Origin of the sequence: Garicola koreensis (assembly GCF_014195445.1) — a bacterium.
Lineage (GTDB): Bacteria > Actinomycetota > Actinomycetes > Actinomycetales > Micrococcaceae > Nesterenkonia > Nesterenkonia koreensis.
Map to the genome: position 1 here is coordinate 113045 of NZ_JACIBT010000001.1, position 19673 is coordinate 132717.

Consider the following 19673-nt stretch of genomic DNA (forward strand, 5'->3'; position numbering starts at 1 on the left):
GCTCCGCCCCATGTTTGCGGCACTAATCGCCCACTAGCCGCTGTGTTCGGCGAGGATGCGGCGTACCTGCGCCGTGGCGCGGCGGAACCCGTTGCGATAGTCATCGACGGTGAACCGCAGAACGATCCACCCTAGGGCGGTGAACGTGTTGTCGCGCAGCGCGTCTCTGCGGTACTGGCCGGTGTCTGCGTGTGTGGCGCCGTCGTATTGGATCACGATGCCTGCCTGCGGATACCCCATGTCAGCGCAGGGTGCGCGCGGATCGGACGCCTCGGCCGGCACTTGAAGCTGCGGCTCCGGCAGGCCGGCGCGCACCAGGGCCAGCCGCAGCAGAGTCTCCGCGGCGGAGTCCGACCCGATGCGAATCAGATTCACCGCCTCAGTCAGCCGGGGCCGGCCCGCCGTGCCGATGTACTTGGCCGTGACCGCCTGCAGATCACCCAGCGTCGCCAAGGCGCCGACCCGCGGCTCATAGGCGGCGTAGGGCGTGCGCACCAGTTGGTCGCCGACAATGATGAGCTCATCAACGCTTGCCTGCGATGCCAGATCCAGCAGGGTCCGGGCCGGGGAGGCGATAGACGCTGCGTATTTTGTCACCAGATCGGCCGGGTCCAGTTTCATCCGGTGGGCCCGGACTCCGTGACGCCGAATCCGGCGGGCAGTGCCCAGAGGCTGGGACAGGTGAACGGTGGTTTCGGCGTCCAACCGAGTGGGAAGGCTGAGACCGTGGACCTTGGCCGCAGTGGTGTGGGAGATCCAGCAGTCGGGGATGCTCCGGGCCAGCAGCACCGCCCAACGGAGGTTCTGTTCCGGCCCGGGCCCGCTGAAAGTGTCCTGGTGTGCGTATTTGCCGCGGTGAAGCCGGACCATGTCCCGGCGCCGCATCCGGCTGCGGGGCAGCCCGGCGTCGGTGAGCATCTGCTGGGTCACCGGGCCGCGGCGCAGCGGCTCCGGCAGGGGCGTGGGGTTCCTCATCCTGCCATCCTGGCGGTTTCCGGCCTGCCCCGCAGGCGTCATTCACAGCCTGTGGATAACCGTGGTCGGCGCGGCCCGGTCCCGGAGAGCGGCCCACCACGCGCACCACCACGCGCACGCTGCGCATGTCCCACCCCCACGCTGCGCATCCCCGCGCCGAATCCCCCCAACGCTGTAGTGGGCGTTACGTGCCGCAATACACCACGGCGGCCGGACTATTGCGGCGCTTAACGCCAATACCGTTCAATTAGGGTTATATGGGTGTAGTCTTGGGGTATGCCACGTGTTGGATGGAGGAAGCCAGAATCTGATCGTCGCTTGAGTGACGCGGTCTCGGTGGGTGTGCTGATGCGGGTGTTCCCGCCGGGGCTGGTTGATGAGGTGATCGAGGCCACCGGCCGAAGGGAGCAGCGGAATCGGCAGTTGCCGGCTCGGGCGATGGCCTATTTCGCTATCGGTATGGCACTGCATACTGATGGTTCCTATGAGGATGTGGCGTCGCTGGTCACTGATGGGCTGGCCTGGGCAGAGCGGGATGAGATGCCGGCCCGGTTGGCGAATAAGGCGGCGATCTCTCATGCCCGTACCCGGTTGGGTGCTGAGCCGGTCAAAGAGCTCTTCTGCCGGGCGGCGAAGCCACTGGTCGCCCAGGGTGCCCCGGAGAGTTTCCTGGCCGGACGGCGGCTTCTCGCCCTCGACGGTACGTGTCTTGATGTGCCTGACACCCCGGCCAATGAGGCCCATTTCGGTCGGCCCGGCACCGCCAAGGGCGAGCGGGCTGCCTTCCCGCAGGCCCGAATGGTCGCAGTGGCCGAATGCGGCACTCACGCGATCACTGATGCCGAGGTGGTCCCCTACACGGTCTCTGAGGCTGAGGCCTCTTCCAGCGTGCTGGCCCGCCTGGCCCCGGGGGTGCTGTGTCTGGCTGACCGGGGCATCTACAGCCACACCGCCTGGCAGAACGCCGCCGCAACGGGCGCGGATCTGTGCTGGCGGGTGCGAGCAAACCTGAAACTGCCGGTGATCGAAGCCCTGGAGGACGGCTCCTGGATCAGTGAGATCTACGATTCGGTCAACGACCGCAAACGCCAGCATCCGACTCGGGTGCGGGTGATTGAGTACAGCCTCGATGACGGCCGGGACAACGAGGAGACCTACCGGCTGATCACCACCATCTTCAACCCTGAGGAAGCTGATGCGCTTCAGTTGGCGGCTGCTTATACCCAGCGGTGGGAGATCGAGACCGCCTTCGATGAGCTGAAGACCCATCAGCGCGGAGCCCGCGGGGTGTTGCGCTCAGCCAAACCCGAGCTGGTCTACCAAGAGATCTGGGGGCACCTGTGCTGCCACTACGCCATCCGAGTGCTGATGTATGAAGCCACCGCCGGCTCCGGCCGGGACCCTGATCGGGCCTCATTCATCACAGCCCTGCACATCAGCCGCCGAACCATCGCCCAGCAGGGCGCTTTTTCCCCCTGACACCCCAGACATCCACCAGAGCCTGTGGCGCTATGCCATCCGGGAACTGGCCCACCGGCTGCTGCCCCGCCGACGAGCCCGATCCAACCCACGAGTCGTCAAACGCAAATGCACCAGAACCCACGTCAAACGCGCCCACCACTACGACTGGCCCCAGCCCCTACGACGAGGCACCGACGCCATCAAGATCACCTAATTGAACGTTATTGCGCTTAACGCCCACCTGCGGCCCGGGGGCACCCACTTGCGGCACAGCGGAGTCGCAGGGGCGTGCTGGGGGCGTCCGGTGGCCATAGGATGGGATGCTGTGAGCCATCAGCAGAGCGTGACCCCCGGAGAGACCCCGCAGGCCTACATCCCCACCGCGGGGCACACTGAGCACGACGACGCCCCGGCGCGCAGCCAGACCGAGGAGAAGTCCAAGAAGCGGCGCCGCCTGCAGTACCCGCCGGCCCCGGAGCCGCTGCCGGTGCCGGTGCTCGACAATCACGCACACCTGGACTTCCGTGACGGGCTGGTGCAGGTCACCGTGGAACAGCACCTGGACGCGGCCCAGCAGGTCGGCGTCGCCGGTGCCGTGCTGGTGGGCTATGACCTGGCCAGCAGTGAATTCTCTGTAGAGGCCGCCCACGCCGAGCCCCGCGCCAAGGCCGCCGTCGCCCTGCACCCCAACGACGCCCCGCACCTGCTCGAGCAGAAGACCTACGACGACGCCTTCTCCCGTATCACCCAGCTGGCGCAGGACCCAGAGGTGGTCGCTGTCGGCGAGACCGGCCTGGACTACTTCCGCACCGGCGAGTGGGGTCGGGACCACCAGGTGCGCAGCTTCCGCGACCACATCGCGCTGGCCGCCCAGACCGGCAAAGCGATGCAGATCCATGACCGTGAGGCTCACCAAGACATCGTCTCCGTCCTCAAGGATGCGCCCGCCCTGCCTGAGAGGGTGGTCTTCCACTGCTTCTCGGCCGACGCCGAACTGGCGCGGATCTGCAACGCCAACGGCTGGTTCATGAGCTTCGCCGGCACGGTGACGTTCAAGAACGCCGAGTCGCTGCGCGAGGCGCTCGCCGTCGCCGATCCGCAGCTGATCCTGGTGGAGACTGACTGCCCGTTCCTCACCCCCCACCCCTACCGCGGCCAGCCGAATGCCCCATACATGATCCCGCAGACCATGCGGCTGATGGCCCAGGTGCGCGGCAGCGACCTCAGCCAGCTCTGCCAGCAGGTCATGTTCAACACCGCCCAGGCCTACGGTGCGTGGACGTGAGCGCGCAGGCCGGCAAGCCTCGGCTGCTCTCTGCGGCCGATATTCGTCAGCTGGCCGATCAGCTGGGGGTCCGGCCCACCAAACAGCGCGGCCAGAACTTCGTGATAGACCCCAACACGATCCGCCGCATCGTGGGGTTGGCGCAGCTGGAGGGCACCGAACACGTCCTGGAGGTCGGCCCCGGCCTGGGGTCGCTGACGCTCGGTCTGCTGGATGAGGCTGCACACGTCACCGCCGTCGAGATTGATGCCGCGCTCGCCGCCCACCTGCCTGCTACGGTCCAGCGGCTGCGCGGCCACCGCACCGATCAGCTGCGCGTGCTGCATCAGGACGCGCTGAGGATCACCGCCGACGACGTCGACTCTCCCCAGGTGCTGGTGGCCAATCTGCCCTACAACGTGGCCGTTCCGGTGGTGCTGCACCTGCTGCAGGTGCTGCCCAGCCTCACCAAGGGCCTGATCATGGTGCAGGAGGAGGTGGCGGATCGGCTCGCCGCCGGCCCCGGCTCAAAGATCTATGGTGTGCCCAGCGCGAAGATCGCCTGGGACACCGAGGCGCGCAAAGTGGGAGTGGTCGGCACCAAGGTCTTTTGGCCCGAGCCGCGCGTCTCCTCTGGGCTGGTGCGCTTCCAACGCCGCACACCTGCATCCTCCTCTGTCACCCGGGAGCAGGTGTTCACAGTGATCGATGCCGCCTTCGCTCAGCGTCGTAAGACCCTGCGCGCCGCCCTGGCGCCGGTGGCCGGCTCCGCAGCAGCGGCGGCCGCAGCCCTGCAGCAGGCCGGGGTCGACCCCGTCGCCCGCGGCGAAACCCTGGATACTGCCGCCTTCGCGCGCATTGCAGCGGCGCTGAACCCAGACGACGCCTGACGCGTGGTTCGCGCAGTAGGCGGCTGGCCTGCCGGCCGCGCGTCTGACACCGGCGGCATCAGCAGTCTCGGCTACCGTTGAGTGATATGCGAGACAGCGAGTTCTTCGGCCACGTCACCGCGCTGGCCCCAGGCAAAGTGAACCTGAGCCTGCGGGTGGGTCCGCTGCGCGATGATGGGTATCACGACGTCGCCACCCTGTACTTCGCGGTGTCGCTCTACGAAGAGGTCACAGCAGCGCCCCGGGACGACGGCGCCATCACCGTGAGTCTCTCGCACCGCTCAGCGTTCACCAGTGTCGATCACAAAGACCCGCAGTCCGGCAGAACGCTCACCGCCGAGGTGCCCTTGGACAGCAACAACATCGCCTACCGGGCCGCCGAACTGCTGCGCCAGACCCTGCAGCAGCGTCAGGCCTCGGTGCTCAGCTTCCCGGCGAACAGCTCAGAGGTCAGCAGCTCAGAGGCCCCCGGCCCCAGCGGCGGGGTGGATCTGACCATCACCAAGAACGTGCCGATCGCCGGGGGGATGGGCGGCGGCTCAGCTGACGCCGCGGCGGCGCTCTTGGCCTGCTCGGCACTGTGGGAAGCGGGACTCACCAAGGATCAGCTGGCCGAACTGGGTGCGAACCTGGGAGCAGATGTGCCCTTCAGCATTCTGGGCGGAGCGGCCGTGGGCCAGGGGGCCGGCGAGGAGCTCTCTCCGCTGCTCACCCGCGGAGAGCTGCACCTGGTGCTGGTGCCCGCGTCGGTGGGGCTCTCCACCCCGCAGGTCTATCAGACGCTTGACACGCTGCGTGCCGAGGCATCAATCACCGCTGAGGTCCCCGAGCTGGACGCCGACCTGGTGCGCGCGGTGTGCACCAGCGACACTGCTCAGATCGCCGCCCTGATGGGCAACGAGCTGCAGGCGGCCGCCGTGCATCTGACTCCCGACCTGGAGGACATGATGGACGCTGGTATGGCCGAGGGCGCCCTGCAGGGCATCGTCTCCGGATCCGGGCCCACGGTGATGTTCCTGGTCCACGACGCCGCCGCAGCAGTGCAGCTGGCCACCCGGTTGGAGGAGAGCACCGGGGTGTGGGCGATCCCGGTCACCGGCCCCGCCTCCGGGGCTCGGCTGCTGTAGCGGCTCAGCCGAGGGTCTCGCCGATCCCCATCCCCAAGGAGGTGAGCGCCCCGACGAACGCCAGGACGATCACCGTCCGGCGGGCCAGCAGGTCACTGACCCACGGTCGGATGACGTGGGCGATCAGCAGTCCCGTCAGGATGGCAGCCAGGCAGCCGACCCAGAACCACCAGGGAAATGCCGGGAACTCATCGCCGCTGATGGCCCATTTGGTGCCGAAGCCACCAATGGAGACCATCACCCACATCGGCTGCATAGTGGCGGCGAAGGTTCGGATGCGCCACCGGGAGAGCACCGTATAGATGGTGATCGCAGGCCCGCCGACTCCAGCCAGCACCACGCCGGCGCCCACACCTGCGCCGGTCAGCCCCCGTGCCAGTCCGCCATCCACCGCGCGACTGGTACGGCTGGCCACCAGTGAGACGCTCAGCCCCAGGATCACCAGCACGGCGACCACAATATAGAGCGGACCCTGGGGCGTGGCCGCCGCCAGCCACCCGAACAGCGGCATCACCGCCAGCGCCGCGGGAACAATGATCGCCAACTTCGACCACTCAATGTCCTTCCACACCAGCGGGACCACCAGGGCCGGGGCCACAATGGCGAGCACATTGGTGAGCATCACCCCGGCGTGGGGACCGATCATGACCACCACGAACGGTGCCAGCATCATCGCGAATCCCACTCCGGTGAGCCGCTGCAGAACCACCGCCAGCACCAGCAGAGCAATGATGGTCACCGCCACCAGCAGATCTGCGCTCATCTGTGCTGCAGTCTCCCTCACCTCGTGCTCACCCCGGCGCCGGTGCGCCCCGGGCCTCCACCCTATCGGTGAGCACTGTGGCCCAGGGACGATAGGGTTAACAACCGTGGTTCATCTGCTTGGAGCCGAAGGGCTCTCCATCACGTACGGCACCCGCACTGTCCTTGAGGACCTCACGCTGGGGGTGGATCAGGGCGACCGCATTGGGGTGGTGGGCCGCAACGGCGACGGCAAATCGACCCTGATGCGTCTGCTGGCCCGACGCGGCGAGCCGGACGCCGGGAGGGTCACCTGGCGAGGCGGTGTCTCTGTAGGATTCCTGGACCAGCAGGACGTCCTGGACCACACCCAGACACTGCGCGCGACAGTGCTCGGCGACGCCGCCGACCACGAATGGGCCTCTGACAGCCGCAAACGCGACATCGTAGATGGCCTGCTCGGCGGTCTCGGCTGGGAGAGCGCGATCGGGTCGCTCTCCGGCGGCCAGCGCCGCAGGGTGGCGCTGGCCCAGCTGCTGATGCAGGACCACGATGTGATCATGCTCGATGAGCCGACCAACCACCTCGACGTCGAAGGTGTCGCCTGGCTGGCGCATCACATGAAGACCCGGTGGAAGCACGGTGAGGGCGCCTTCCTGGTGGTCACCCACGACCGCTGGTTCCTCGACGAAGTCTGCACGCTCACCTGGGAGGTCCACGACGCCACCGTGGACTCCTTCGACGGCGGCTATGCCGCCTACACTCTGGCCAGAGCCGAACGTGACCGCAGTGCCGCCGCGGCCGAGCAGAAGCGCCAGCAGCTGGTGAAGAAGGAGCTTGCCTGGCTGCGCCGCGGCGCCCCAGCAAGGACCTCGAAGCCCAAGTTCCGCATCGATGCCGCCAACGCTCTCATCAACGACGTGCCCGAGCCCCGCGACCAGGTGAGCCTGAAGCGCATGGCCACCGCGCGGCTCGGCAAGGACGTGCTGGACGTGGAGAGCGTCACACACTCCGCGGCGAAGACCGGGCCCCCGCTGTTCGAGGACATCACCCTGCGGCTCGGGCCGGGGGAGCGGGTCGGTCTGGTCGGCGTCAACGGTGCCGGCAAGTCCACACTGCTGCGCCTGCTGGACGGTCAGGTTGAGCCCGACGCCGGACGGGTCAAGCGCGGCAAAACGGTGAAGACAGCGGTGCTGACCCAGGATGTCACCGAGCTGATGCAGCACCAGCATAGGCGCGTGCTGGAGGTCATGACCGAGCACAAGTCCACCTTCAACGTCGGCGGCAAGGAGTTCAGCGGCTCCCAGCTGCTGGAGACCCTCGGGTTCAGCAAATCACGGCAATGGACCCCAGTCGGCGACCTCTCCGGCGGTGAGCGACGCAGACTTCAGCTGCTGAAGCTGCTGACCGGTGAGCCCAACGTGCTCATGCTCGATGAGCCCACCAACGACCTGGACACCGACACGCTGGCCGCGATGGAGGACCTGCTGGACGGATGGCCGGGAACCCTGATCGTGGTCAGCCACGACCGGTACCTGCTGGAACGCGTCACCGACCACCAGGTGGCGCTGCTGGGTGACGCGAAGCTGCGCGCCCTGCCCGGCGGGGTGGAGCAGTATCTGCGTATCCGATCCGGCAAAGAGGAAGCCCCCGCCGTCGACGGCCGCACCTACCGCGGACAGAGCTCGACGACGGCCGCTCAGACGCCCCAGCGCACCGCCGCTCGCTCTGCGGCTCAGCCACCTCCGCAGGACACTGGGGCCGACAACTCCACTGCGGGCCCTTCCGAGGGGGAGAAGCGGCAGGCGCGCAAAGTCATGCGGCGGGTGGAGAGGCAGATGGAGAAGTTCTCCCTGCGCCGAGCCGAGCTCCATGAGCTGATGGCTGATTCCTCCCACGCCGCTGAGGTGGAGAGGCTGACAGAGCTGCAGGAGGAGCTCAGCAGCGTTGAGGAGGAGCTGGCCGAAGCCGAAGAGGCTTGGTTGGAAGCCTCAGAGGTGGCAGAGTCTTAGCCGACGCATCGCTGGGGCCCCGAGCGGCGGCCCCGGACCCAGATCCCTGTGACGTTCGATTCGCCGCAGAGCGTGCCTCATTGGGTACCCTGGAGAAGATCTGCGTACCTGCTTTTGGAGGAACACTACTCTCGTGAAGAATGGGGCCCTGACCCAAGCCGTCGCTATTCTGCTCGTCGTGCTGCTGTTTGCCGGCATAGGACTCGGCGCCATCGGCACACTCTAGTGGACGGTGTCCTCGCTGACCGGCACGTACGGCGTTCGGTGTCGGTCGACTACTGTTCGCCCAGTTCTTCGGCCAGTACGCGTTTGCCGATGCCGAAGGCGACGTTGGCGGCTGGCACCGAGCAGTAGATCGCCGACTGCAGGAACACCTCTTTGATCTCTTCGGCGCTCATGCCGTTGCGCAGTGCGGCCCGAATGTGCATCTCCAGCTCCTCCCAATAGCCGCCAGCGATCATTGCGGTCAGCGTGATAGCCGAACGGGTGGTCCTGGACAGCCCGGGACGAGTCCAGATCGAGCCCCACGCGTAGCGGGTGATGAGCTCCTGGAAGTCCTCGGTGAACGCGTTCTTCGCCTCTTCCGCACGGTCAACATGGGCATCTGAGAGCACCTCACGGCGCACCCGCATACCTTCCTCGTAGGTGTCATCAGCCAAGGAAATGCTCCTTCAACAGTCCTGCGGTGTTCTCAGGGTCTTCTGCCGGTGCCAGATGCGCGACGTCGGAGAGTACCTGGGCGTGTGCATTGGGCGCGTGCTCTGCGATGAAGTGGGCCTCTGCCGGTGGGCAGACGGCGTCCTGTTCACCAGCCACAGCGAGCACCGGTCTGGTGATGGTGCCCAGCTGCTCCCGCAGGTCGAACTGGCTCAGTGCCCGGCAGGCGTGCGCGTAGGAGTGGCGGTCTGCATGCTGGAGTGAGTCCAGCAGCGTCGTTGCCACGTCGGGGTGCTTGTCGATGAACCCCGGCGCGAACCATCTCTGGGCCGAACCTTCGACCATGGTGGGAGTGCCGGCTGTGGCCACCAGATCGGCCCGTTCGGTCCAACCCTCAGGCTGGCCGATCTTTGCCGCGGAACAGATCACCGCATGGGCGCTGAAGCGCGATTCTGCTCGCCTGGACAGTTCCAGGCTCACAGCACCGCTGAGCGAGACGCCGGCACAGTACATCGGGTGATCATCCGGTGTTGCGTTCTCAGCAGTCTGGGCCGCGATCAGTGCTTCGACCGCATCGGCCAGCTGCTCTATGGTGAAGGGCGCAGACGAGGCCCGGCTGTTTCCGTGTCCGGGCAGGTCCCAGCCGATGACGGTGAAATCATCGGCCAGCTGGTCCAGCGCCGGCTGCCACAGGGCGCTGACACTGGTGCCCAGTGAGGGGCCGACCACCAGGATCGGTCGCGCCTCGGATGCCAGATCGTGCGGGGAACCGCTCATCAGGGATGCGGTCAGTTCCGGAACGGAGGTTTCGTTCAGCTCCATGTGGTCCTCTCTGCTGCGAAGTCGGCCAGGACAGCGTCGATAAAGTCGTCGGCCCGGCCCAGATAGTCTGCCGGATCCAGCAGCCGGTCCAGTTCGGGGGCCACCGACCCGGCCGCGGCATATGCTCGGGTGATCTCAGCGCGCAGCGAGGTTCCGGCCGCGTGGGTGCTGATGACCTCCAGCAGCGCGGACTTTCCGCCGGGGAACGAATCCGAGAGTGCGGCCACCAGGCGTTCGCTCAGGACAGCCCCGCCGGTGAGCCGGAGGTTTCGTGCCATGTTCTCCGGAATGGTGATCAGCCCTGCGAAGAGTTCTGCGCCCCGGGCTGCCGCCCCGCACGTCAGGCGCAGCAGCTCCAGCAGCTGCGGCCACTCTGCGTGCCAGGGGCCATCAGGCCGTTCGTCCACCGCAGATGCTGCGGCGTAGTGGAGCCCGGCCAGCTGTGCCGGCCCGGCCAGGGCAGCCGACCGGATCAGCACCGACAGCACCGGGTTCTGCTTCTGGGGCATCGCGGAGGAGCCTCCGGACTGTCCGGAGGCAGATTCGCGGACTTCGGCGATTTCTTGGCGCTGCAGCGTCAGGACATCATCGGCGGCCTTGCCCATTGCTGCCAGCAGTCCGGCTAGGGCGGAGGCCACCTCCAGAAGCGGCTGCCGCTGGGTGTGCCACGGCCTGGAGGGTGTGGGCAGACCCAGTTGGACGCCCAGCTGCCGTGTCAGCTCTGCGGCCCGTGCTGTTCCGACCATGTCGGTCAGGGCTGCTTGAGTGCCCGCGGCCCCGCCCCACTGGATGGGCAGTTCTGCCACAGCGCCGCTGAGCCGCACCGCGGCACGGCGGATCCCGTCCAGCCACCCGGCCACCCGCAGACCAAAGCTGGTGGGCAGGGCGTGCTGGGTCAGTGACCGGGCCACACACACAGTACTGCGATGGGTCTCGGCCAGCTCCGCCAGGGCGTCGGCTGTGGCCCGCGCGTCCCGCAGAGCCGCAGCGCAGGCCCGGTGGACGGTGAGCACCAGGGCTGTGTCGAGCACGTCCTGGCTCGTAGCCCCCCGGTGCAGAGCTTCGTCAGAGGTCTCTTGTGCATTGAGGACGCTGCGCAGCTGAGCCAGCAGGGGGATCACGGGGTTCCCGCCGCCGACCCCGGCTGCTGCGATCTCTGCTGGGTCCAGCCCGGCTGCTGCCGGATCGGTGGCTATCGCCCGCAGGGCTGCCGCACCGGCCGCAGGTGCCTCGCCGGCTTCGGCCAGCACCTCGGCCCAGGCTGCTTCGACCTCGACGAGGGTGGTGAGCAGCGCCTGCTCGGAGGTCAGCTGTGCTGCCTCGGTATCTGCCCAGACGGGGGACAGCAGGCCTGCGGGGGTGTTCATGCGCGGCGGCCGGTGAACTGGGGAGTCCTGGGGTAGGTCAGGAAGACGGTCTCGTCCTCGCCCTGGAGCCGGATGTCGAAGCGGAGGCCCCCGTCGTCGTCGCGGTGGGCGATGAGGGTGGACCGGCGGTCTTCGGCAAGTGTGGACAGGAGGGGGTCGGCACCGAGAGCCTGCCGGTCCTCGGGCATATAGACCCGGGTGAAGAGTCGGTCCATCAGGCCCCGGGCGAAGACGGTCAGCAGGATGTAGGGCGCTTTGCCAGGTGCGGTGGGTCCAGGGTTCACTGTGGTGAAGGTGAATTGACCCTCATAGTTCACCTCGGTGCGGCCCCACCCGGTGAAGGTGTGGCCGTCACGGCTGAGTGAGCCCGGTTGCTGAGAAATGCGCCCGTGCTGATCGGGCTGCCAGATTTCGACCATGGCGTCCGGGATGGGGGCGCCGTCGCCGTCGTAGACGGTTCCGTGCAGCCGGATCGATCCGCTGCTGCCGGGGGCCACCAGCTGCGGGCCGCCGTCGTAGGGCAGGGCGTAGCCGAAGAACGGTCCGACGGTCTGGGCCGGGGTGGGGGGCAATGCCATTACTGGTCCTCCTCACTCCAGGTGCGGTTGCTGCCGGACAGGATGATGTCCCAACGGTACCCGGTGTTCCATTCGTGCTGGGAGACGCCGTGGTCGTAGGTGGCCACCAACCGCTGGCGTGCCTGCGGGTCAGTGATGGCCTGATAGATGGGGTCCAGGCTGAAGAGCGGGTCACCGGGGAAGTACATCTGGGTGACGATGCGTTGGGTGAAGTCGGTGCCGAAGAGTGAAAAGTGGATGTGGGCCGGACGCCAGGCGTTGATGTGGTTCTTCCACGGGTAGGGGGCTGGTTTGATGGTGGTGAAGCTGTACTCGCCCTCCGGTCCGGTCAGCGTGCGCCCGACGCCGGTGAAGTTCGGGTCGATCGGCGCAGGGTGCTGGTCGCGCTTGTGGATGTAGCGGCCAGCAGCATTGGCCTGCCACACCTCGACGAGCTGATGGCGCACCGGGCGGCCGTCGCCGTCGAGGACCCGGCCGGACACCACGATTCGTTCCCCGATGGGCTCGCCGCCGTGCTGGATGGTGAGGTCGGCTTCCAAGGGGGAGACGTCGCGTTGGCCGAAGGCCGGGCTGTGCAGCTCGATGTCTTCGGGGTCTGCATGCTGCAGCGACTTGGTGGGGTGGCGCAGCAGCGAGCTGCGATACGGCGGGAAGTTCAGCCGGGCGCTGGTCTCCTCGGTCCCGTGGTCCTTCTGCTGCTGGTAGTTCCGGTGCTGCTCAGCGATTTCGGCGCTGATCTGCTCCTGAGAGGCCGCCGCCGCGTCGGGATTGGTCGGTGGTTGCGCCATCAGCGCTCAACTCCTTCGCCCTGGATGTGGTTCTCCCCACGATTCTGCGTCAGGAGGAGACCTGCCACCAGCAGAATCCCATTCAATGGTGTCACAGGTCCACTTTCTACTCTTGGTCGGCGTCGTCGTCCTTTCACTGGTTAGCGGCGGTGCACCAGAAAACCGGAACTGCCAACTTGGGTGGGGGCCGACACCCCTGGCGTGCCGGTGAAGGCCCCCACCGAAGCACATTGAACCGTCCCGCAAGACCAACAGTGTGGGGGCCCTCCGCAGATGGTGTTAGGCCCGCTATCCGGTGGTGCCATACCCACAGCCCCTATCAAAACGGGCTCCACAGACACGAACGTGACCCAAGCTCTGGCGAGGACCGAGCGAGCGTGTATTCCCGATTGATGAACTCGACGGAAAAGTCTCTGGCCAACCCTGGGGCTGACCCGTTCGCACCTTCGTCGCTGAGACCCGCGATGATTCGTTTCAGGCCGTCCTGAAACCAGATCTCGATGTCGTCGGAGTCCGGTACTTCACCGGTGCTCACCTCGGCGATCCATCTGGCGTGCGACGCCGCCCCGGTGCGGGTCAGCCGGTTGATCTCGTCCGACCACCAGGCGTCACCACTCTTTTGCGTTCGCGCTGTTTCCTGCTGTTCTGCCACCAACAGCAGCGCCATGCCCTGAACGTAGGCATTCAGCGCAAGGTAGCGGCCCAGGGCGACCGAAGGGTCTGTGTCCAGCGCAATAAAGGCATCGACATACTCTTGGGCGATGTCCAGGACGATGGGGGGTCAGCGGCGGACGAGTGCTGGCCAGGACGGTGACCAGCCACGAGTGTGCGCGGTAAACGGGCCACTCCGCCTGGGCGAGTTGCATCATGGCCTCTGCCGGTTTCGCAGAGCTTGTCTGCGCAGGTTGCCTTCGGGCAACTGTCGAAGCCGAGGAGCTCATTCTTGCCGTCACGCCCGAAGACGATGCAGTCGCGGTCTCCTTCCGGCACGTCGTCGACACAGACCAGAGCGCGGCCATGATCTCGGGTTCTGCCGAGGTTCCTGAGAGCTCGCAGATCGCGCAGGACAACAGGGCGGTCATTCGCCGCACTCAGGAGAAGGTCCAGGGGGCGGCATATCGCAACACGATTCTCTCCGTGCTCGATGAGGGCCGTGGCGCGTGAGAGTCGTAGACGCTGGGGCAACTTCGCCATGGCAAGGCTTCAGCGCTCTGAGGATCACACGATTTCCCGCCGACTGGCTTCGACCGCGGATTGGGCCCTGCGGCACACTCTCAGCGGCTACAACGTCACCTACGTCGCCCTTGCGGAAAAAACTGCCGACACTGCCCTTCTGACCACCGATGCCCGCTTGGCCCGGGCCCCGGGCATCGAGTGCAGGATCCAGCTGTTGTAGGCTCTCAATTAACGGGCAGGCACGAGGCCCCATAAGCCGAGCGGCATACGGAGCCGGTGCTGAGGGCGCCCGTTGCGACGCGTGGGCCAGGGGCCGCGTTCGGCAGGGGATCCTCGACCAAGGAGAAGGCATGACGTCACTGACCAATCATCGGATCCGTCTTGGGTCCCGGCCTCACGGTGAGCCGAGGCCCGAGGACTTTCATCACGACTCAGCCCACGTGGGTTCACCGGATTCCGGCCAGGTGCTGCTGCGCACCAAGTACCTCTCCCTGGACCCTTATGTGCGCGGCATGATGAGCACCGCGAAGTCCTACGTCACCCCTCTGGAGGTCGGAGACGTCATAGTGGGCGGAACGGTCTCCGAGGTGGTGGAGTCCGCCGCCGACGACTTCAAACCAGGCGACGTCGTCCTCTCCTTCGGCGGCTGGCAGCAGTACAGCGTGGAACCGGCCACCAGGCTGCGCAAGCTGGAGCCCCAGGCTGCCCCGCTCAGCACTGCTCTTGGAGTCCTGGGGATGCCCGGCTTCACCGCCTATGCCGGCCTGCTGGCCATCGGCCAACCACAACCCGGCGAGACCGTGGCGGTTGCCGCAGCCACCGGCCCGGTGGGTTCGGCGGTCGGGCAGATCGCGAAGCTCAAAGGGGCCCGCACGATCGGTATTGCCGGCGGGCAGCGAAAGGTCGAACACCTGCAGGAACTGGGCTTCGACGAGGTCATTGACCACCGTGGACCGGACCTCGACGCTCAGGTGAAGGAGGCCTCACCGGAGGGGATCGACGTCTACTTCGAAAACGTCGGCGGGCAGGTCTGGGATGCAGTGCTGCCCCAGCTCAATGAGTTCGCCCGCGTGCCGGTGTGCGGTCTGGCCGCGAACTACAACGCGACCGCCCTGCCCGAAGGCCCGGACAAGACTCCGCAGCTGATGCGCGCGGTGCTGACCCGCAGCCTGCTGCTGCGAGGCTTCATCCAGCGCGAATTCGTCGACTCGATGTTCTCCGACTTCTTGACTGATATGGGGCAGTGGGTGGCCTCTGGCGACGTCGTCTATACCGAGGACATCACCGAAGGCCTGGAGCGTGCACCGGAGGCCTTCATCGGCATGCTGCGCGGGGAAAACTTCGGCAAAACGATCATCCGAATCTCTTAAGTGTAGCGCCAGCTCCGGCCGCCTCGGCTGCTCAGACCGTAGTCAGAAGCGGCATCAGTCAATGTCCGTAGGGAACTCTGCACGGAAACGCGCCAACGTATATGGCTGTCGGTTGATCAGCAGACAAATAGCGATGACCAGGGGCAGTGAACCAAGACACAACCGCAACCTTGTCCGGTATCGCCGCTGTCATGTTCCTGATCGCGGCCGCCCCGACTATAGCGATCGTTTGCGTGGCCGGTCGTTGAGTTCAGCGGCGACCCAGTCCAGGTCATCGGCGCTGTGCACCGTGAGGTCGGTGCCTTTGGGGAAGTCTTGGCGCAGCAGTCCGTTGGTGTTCTCGTTGATGCCGCGCTGCCAGGGCGAATGCGGATCTGCGAAGGTCAAACACCGGCCCTTCAGGTTCCGGCCCCGTCGGGGTCGGACTCCACCAGCCTGGGCGACCCAGCGGGCTCCCTTCTTCCGGTACGTACCCGCTGCCTCGGCAACGTCGGTAATGAACTCTCCGTGGGAGAGAACAGCCCAGAACACTTGATACACCTCCGGGACCATATGATCCGAAAAACGCATCCATGGCACCTCATTTCAGACAGGTGTTGCAATCACCGTAAGAACCCAAGGAACCCCCACCGGTCACCCCCGCCTCTGACCTGGAGCGTTGAGGTCATGCCGGCCCGGCGTGTCCGTATAGGTGGTCCGGTGACTTGTCCGGTGACGGGGGCTATGTGACACACACTTAGGTGAGCCTGTAGGTGCCAACTGTTCGATGAAGCGTGCGCAATTGACGGTGGTTCGTGGCCAGTCAGCACGCGATGGAGCGTGGAGAGGCATCATCGCCGGCGCAGTGCGCGGCTGATCCCGCGGGCCGCGGTCTGCAGCGCCATCAGGAAGGTCGGGATGTTCGGTGAGCTGCGCGGGACAACAATCGTCAAGGCGGCCTCCGCGTGGCCGCCGGAGTTGAGGATGGGCACCGAGATCCCGGTGGTCTCCGAGTTGATGACCCCGCCCAGAGACGCGTAGCCGCGGGTCTTAGCCTCAGCCAGTTCGCGGCGCAGCTGGGGCCGCTCGGCCTCTACGGTCCGGGCGTGTGCCTGCAGCCACTCTGCGGCAACCTGGGCGGGGGCGAAGGCCAGCAGGACATGCCCCATCGATGTCAGGTGGGCCGGCATAGTTCCGGCAACCTCGGCCGGGTTGACCACTGCCCCGTGCTGGGAGAGACGCTCAACAATCAGCACCCGAGACCCTTCCAGGACCGCCAGCTGCGTGGTGTGGCATACGACTGCGTTGACGTCCTGCATGTATGGCAGGGAGCTCTGCCGCAGGGTGCGGCTGATCGGGGCGCCTTGGGCGAACTCCCACAGGCGTTGGCCGATTTCGATCTCTCCGGCGTCGGATCGGCTCAGCAGTCCGCGACTGGTCAGTTCCTGGATCAGTCGGTAGCCGGTGGTCCGTGGCAGGTCTGCCCGGTCTGCGAGTTCACCGGGGTGCAGCCGAGGGTGGGCCTCCAGTGCCTCAAAGAGCCGCAGGAGACGGTCCAGGAGGGCATCACCGGTGGGGGAGTTGGCCATGAATGTCAGCCCATCCGGTGTAGGAGTCGGCGAAATAGGCCCGTCCGTAGACCGAACCGGTGATGGCGTCGAATTCTCCACGGCGGCGCTGGTGTGCGAAGGCGTTCTCATCCGGTTGTCGGTGTAAGAGGTTCGTCGCCCAGTAGGAGAAGTTCTGCGCCTTCCACACTCGGTCTAGCGCAGTGCGTGAATAGTTCCGCAGTGGGGCGAAAGGATCGGTCGCCGACTCTGACTGAGCGAGGAACTCTTCGACTCGGGGGATCAGTGCGCGCACGTCGCAGAAGGCCAGATTCAGACCCTTGGCACCGGTGGGAGGAACGGTGTGGCCGGCGTCGCCAGCCAGCACCAGCCGCTGGTAAGTGAGCGGATCGCAGACGTAGGAGCGGAAAGGCAGCACGGTCTTTTCGAAGATCGGGCCACGCTTGAGCTCCACGCCCTCACCCAGCACCTGCTGGATGTGGTCGAAGATCGCCTCCTCTTCCCACTGTTCCGGGTCGGTCTGCGGGTCGCACTGGAAATACATCCGCTGAACGGACTCATTGCGCTGAGAGATCAGTGCGAACCCGACCTCAGAGTTGGCGTAGATCAGCTCCGGCGCCGTGGGAGGTGCTTCGCAGAGGATGCCGAACCAGGCGAAGGGGTAGGCGGTGAAGTAGTCGGTGCGCACATCCTCCGGGATCAGCTTGCGGCACTTGGACCGCGACCCGTCTGCACCGACGATCAGCTTCGCCTCTATGCGTCCCCGATCACCATGCTCGTCGCGGAAGGTGAGGGCCGGCGCGTCCGATTCGATGCCTTCCACGGAGGAGTCGGACACGGACCAGTGGATCTGGCCGCCTTCGCGCTCCCACGCTGTGGCGAGGTCCAGAAACACCTCGTTCTGGGGGTACAGCCAGACGGACCTGTCGACAAGCTCCTGGAAGTCGATCCGGTGCTGGACTCCTTCGAAGCTGAGCACGGTGCCCGGATGCTCATGGCCGTCGGTGAGCACTCGGGAGCCGATATCGGCATCAACGAGCATCTGGACGGTTCCCGCCTCCAGAATCCCGGCGCGCTGGGTCCTGTGGATCTCATCCTTGCTGCGCGTCTCGACGACGGCGGCACTGATGCCACGTCGTTTCAGCAGCAGCGCGGTCATCAGCCCGGCGGGGCCGCCGCCGACGATCCCCACGTCGACTCGTGTGGTGTGCTCTGCCATGGTGTGCCTCTTCTTCCTGTGGTGCCGATGATTGGCCGCGGCTCAAGTATGAGCTTCGCACAGTGGGCTCAGCCACGGGCGGGTTCGAGACCGGAGCCGAAGTCATGCGATGATGGTCCAGCGCATGCTCTCCGCCATGGTGTAACGGCAGCACCTCGGTTTTTGGTACCGATAGTCTAGGTTCGAATCCTAGTGGCGGAACGTGAACCCAACAGCCGTCATAGTTCTGGCAGCCGGAGCGGGGACGCGCATGAAGTCGCGCACCCCGAAGATCCTCCACACCCTGGGCGGGGTCTCCATGATCGGGCATGCGCTCAGCACGGCCCGAGCCCTGGACCCGCAGCAGCTGGTCGCCGTGGTGCGCCACCAGCGTGCGAAGGTCGCTGAGCACATCACTGACCATGATGCTGCTGTGCTGCTGGCCGATCAGGATGAGGTCCCCGGCACCGGCCGCGCGGTCGAGTGCGGCCTGGAGGCGCTGGCCGAAGCGGGCAGCCCGGCGACCTCCGGCACGGTCGTGGTCACCTACGGCGACGTTCCGCTGCTCAGCGCAGACCTGCTGGGCCAGCTGGTGACCGAGCACGAGTCCCAGGCCAATGCGGTGACCGTGCTGACCACCCAGCTCGACGACGCCGCCGGATACGGCCGGATCCTGCGCGAAGGTGACCAGGTGGTCGGCATTGTGGAGCAGAAAGACGCCACCGAGGAGCAGCTGGCCATCACCGAGATCAACTCCGGAATCTACGCCTTCGACGCCGCCACCCTCACCGAGGCCCTGGCCGCAGTCTCCACCGACAACGCTCAGGGCGAGAAGTACCTGACTGATGTGCTGGGCCTCGCCCGGTCCCAGGGCCGCAGGGTCTCAGCACTGGTCACCGAGGACCGCTGGCAGGTCGAGGGCGCCAATGACCGGGTCCAGCTGCAGGGCCTGGCCGCTGAGCTCAACCGGCGCACGGTGACCGCACACATGCGCGCCGGCACCACCGTGGTCGACCCCGCATCCACCTGGATAGACACCGGCGTCACCCTGGAGGAGGACACCACGGTGTTTCCTGGCACCCAGCTGCACGGGGCCACCCATGTGGCCCGTGATGGCCGCGTCGGTCCCGACACCACGCTGACCGATGTGACGGTCGGTGAGGGCGCGCAGGTGATTCGCACCCACGGTTCGGGGGCACACATCGGCGCAGGCGCCGTCGTCGGGCCCTACACGTATCTGCGTCCGGGCACCCAGCTGGGTGAGGACGGCCGGATCGGAGCCTTCTACGAGACGAAGAACGTCACCATCGGACGCGGTTCCAAACTCTCCCACCTCGGCTATGCCGGCGACGCCACCATCGGGGAGAGCACCAACATCGGCTGCGGAAACATCACCGCCAACTACGACGGCGAGGCCAAGCACCGCACGGTGATCGGCTCGCATGTGCGCACCAGCTCGAACACCGTGTTCGTGGCCCCGGTGGAAGTCGGCGACGGCGCCTACACCGGTGCTGGTGCCGTGGTGCGCAAGGATGTGCCTCCGGGGGCCCTGGGGCTCTCCGTCGCCCCGCAGCGCAACGCGCAGGGATGGGTCGAGTCCAAGCGGCCCGGCTCAGCCGCAGCGAAGGCCGCAGCGAAGGCAGCAGCCCAGGCGAAGCAGCGCGGGGACGCCCCCGAGACCGACCAGCAGCAGTGAAGTC

Annotated in this window: 19 protein-coding genes, 1 tRNA gene and 1 pseudogene; 10 read left to right on the forward strand and 11 right to left on the reverse strand. The window is 66.5% G+C overall.

Annotated elements, in window-relative coordinates:
• Positions 1–33: 33 nt before the first annotated feature.
• Positions 34–975, reverse strand: coding sequence for a DUF559 domain-containing protein (locus tag FHX47_RS00560; protein ID WP_183356964.1), 942 nt, complete (start codon positions 973–975; stop codon positions 34–36).
• Between the two features lie 276 nt (positions 976–1251).
• Here FHX47_RS00560 and FHX47_RS00565 point away from each other — a divergent pair, with 276 nt between their 5' ends.
• The 4 genes from FHX47_RS00565 (at position 1252) to FHX47_RS00580 (ending at position 5717) form a co-directional block, all read left to right on the forward strand.
• Positions 1252–2454, forward strand: a complete 1203-nt coding sequence (locus FHX47_RS00565) for an IS4 family transposase (RefSeq protein WP_183356965.1) — start codon at positions 1252–1254, stop codon at positions 2452–2454.
• A gap of 307 nt (positions 2455–2761) precedes the next feature.
• On the forward strand, positions 2762–3721 hold the full coding sequence (locus tag FHX47_RS00570; protein ID WP_425484877.1) for a TatD family hydrolase: 960 nt from the start codon (positions 2762–2764) through the stop codon (positions 3719–3721).
• Positions 3718–4590 carry a 16S rRNA (adenine(1518)-N(6)/adenine(1519)-N(6))-dimethyltransferase RsmA gene (gene rsmA / locus FHX47_RS00575; protein WP_343064246.1) on the forward strand — a complete coding sequence of 291 codons (873 nt, stop codon included), beginning with the start codon at positions 3718–3720 and terminating at the stop codon, positions 4588–4590. The genes FHX47_RS00570 and rsmA overlap by 4 nt, the downstream gene beginning before the upstream one ends.
• A gap of 86 nt (positions 4591–4676) precedes the next feature.
• Positions 4677–5717, forward strand: a complete 1041-nt coding sequence (locus FHX47_RS00580) for a 4-(cytidine 5'-diphospho)-2-C-methyl-D-erythritol kinase (RefSeq protein ID WP_183356967.1) — start codon at positions 4677–4679, stop codon at positions 5715–5717.
• A 4-nt stretch (positions 5718–5721) separates the two neighbouring features.
• Here FHX47_RS00580 and FHX47_RS00585 read toward each other — a convergent pair whose 3' ends face one another.
• The gene (locus FHX47_RS00585; protein ID WP_183356968.1) at positions 5722–6480 is read right to left on the reverse strand and encodes a TSUP family transporter; all 759 of its coding nucleotides are present in this window, start codon (positions 6478–6480) and stop codon (positions 5722–5724) included.
• Positions 6481–6586: 106 nt separating this feature from the next.
• Here FHX47_RS00585 and FHX47_RS00590 point away from each other — a divergent pair, with 106 nt between their 5' ends.
• Positions 6587–8470 (forward strand): ATP-binding cassette domain-containing protein, encoded by a 1884-nt coding sequence (locus FHX47_RS00590; protein ID WP_183356969.1) that lies wholly within the window; start codon positions 6587–6589, stop codon positions 8468–8470.
• A gap of 275 nt (positions 8471–8745) precedes the next feature.
• Here FHX47_RS00590 and pcaC read toward each other — a convergent pair whose 3' ends face one another.
• The 6 genes from pcaC to FHX47_RS00620 form a co-directional block, all read right to left on the reverse strand.
• Positions 8746–9129 carry a 4-carboxymuconolactone decarboxylase gene (gene pcaC / locus FHX47_RS00595; RefSeq protein ID WP_425484878.1) on the reverse strand — a complete coding sequence of 128 codons (384 nt, stop codon included), beginning with the start codon at positions 9127–9129 and terminating at the stop codon, positions 8746–8748.
• The gene (locus tag FHX47_RS00600; RefSeq protein WP_246327884.1) at positions 9122–9949 is read right to left on the reverse strand and encodes an alpha/beta fold hydrolase; all 828 of its coding nucleotides are present in this window, start codon (positions 9947–9949) and stop codon (positions 9122–9124) included. The genes pcaC and FHX47_RS00600 overlap by 8 nt, the downstream gene beginning before the upstream one ends.
• Positions 9940–11316, reverse strand: a complete 1377-nt coding sequence (locus FHX47_RS00605; protein WP_183356970.1) for a lyase family protein — start codon at positions 11314–11316, stop codon at positions 9940–9942. The genes FHX47_RS00600 and FHX47_RS00605 overlap by 10 nt, the downstream gene beginning before the upstream one ends.
• Positions 11313–11894, reverse strand: a complete 582-nt coding sequence (gene pcaG / locus FHX47_RS00610) for a protocatechuate 3,4-dioxygenase subunit alpha (protein WP_183356971.1) — start codon at positions 11892–11894, stop codon at positions 11313–11315. Before pcaG ends, FHX47_RS00605 begins: the two co-directional genes overlap by 4 nt.
• Positions 11894–12682 carry a protocatechuate 3,4-dioxygenase subunit beta gene (gene pcaH / locus FHX47_RS00615; RefSeq protein ID WP_183356972.1) on the reverse strand — a complete coding sequence of 263 codons (789 nt, stop codon included), beginning with the start codon at positions 12680–12682 and terminating at the stop codon, positions 11894–11896. The genes pcaG and pcaH overlap by 1 nt, the downstream gene beginning before the upstream one ends.
• A gap of 319 nt (positions 12683–13001) precedes the next feature.
• On the reverse strand, positions 13002–13349 hold the full coding sequence (locus tag FHX47_RS00620; RefSeq protein WP_183356973.1) for a hypothetical protein: 348 nt from the start codon (positions 13347–13349) through the stop codon (positions 13002–13004).
• Positions 13350–13549: 200 nt separating this feature from the next.
• Here FHX47_RS00620 and FHX47_RS00625 point away from each other — a divergent pair, with 200 nt between their 5' ends.
• The 3 genes from FHX47_RS00625 to FHX47_RS00635 all read left to right on the forward strand — a co-directional run bounded on the left by FHX47_RS00625 (position 13550) and on the right by FHX47_RS00635 (position 15228).
• Positions 13550–13846 (forward strand): hypothetical protein, encoded by a 297-nt coding sequence (locus FHX47_RS00625; RefSeq protein ID WP_183356974.1) that lies wholly within the window; start codon positions 13550–13552, stop codon positions 13844–13846.
• A 28-nt stretch (positions 13847–13874) separates the two neighbouring features.
• A complete protein-coding gene (locus tag FHX47_RS00630) occupies positions 13875–14078 on the forward strand; it encodes a PIN domain-containing protein (RefSeq protein WP_183356975.1) in 204 nt (67 codons plus the stop codon).
• Between the two features lie 130 nt (positions 14079–14208).
• Entirely contained in the window at positions 14209–15228 is a 1020-nt protein-coding gene (locus FHX47_RS00635; protein ID WP_183356976.1) for an NADP-dependent oxidoreductase, read from the forward strand.
• A gap of 216 nt (positions 15229–15444) precedes the next feature.
• Here the strand turns inward: FHX47_RS00635 and FHX47_RS11090 are convergent.
• From FHX47_RS11090 to FHX47_RS00655, 3 genes and pseudogenes are all read right to left on the reverse strand, one after another.
• Positions 15445–15609, reverse strand: a pseudogene (locus tag FHX47_RS11090) (IS30 family transposase); the annotation flags it as partial.
• A 449-nt stretch (positions 15610–16058) separates the two neighbouring features.
• Complete coding sequence (locus FHX47_RS00650; RefSeq protein ID WP_183356977.1) at positions 16059–16796, reverse strand: IclR family transcriptional regulator; 738 nt, start codon at positions 16794–16796, stop codon at positions 16059–16061.
• Positions 16774–17994, reverse strand: coding sequence for a 4-hydroxybenzoate 3-monooxygenase (locus FHX47_RS00655; RefSeq protein WP_183356978.1), 1221 nt, complete (start codon positions 17992–17994; stop codon positions 16774–16776). Before FHX47_RS00655 ends, FHX47_RS00650 begins: the two co-directional genes overlap by 23 nt.
• Positions 17995–18124: 130 nt before the next feature.
• Between FHX47_RS00655 and FHX47_RS00660 the strand changes: the two genes are divergently transcribed.
• A tRNA-Gln gene (locus FHX47_RS00660) sits at positions 18125–18195 on the forward strand.
• Position 18196: 1 nt separating this feature from the next.
• Positions 18197–19669 carry a bifunctional UDP-N-acetylglucosamine diphosphorylase/glucosamine-1-phosphate N-acetyltransferase GlmU gene (glmU, locus tag FHX47_RS00665; protein ID WP_343064247.1) on the forward strand — a complete coding sequence of 491 codons (1473 nt, stop codon included), beginning with the start codon at positions 18197–18199 and terminating at the stop codon, positions 19667–19669.
• The last annotated feature ends 4 nt before the right edge of the window (positions 19670–19673 follow it).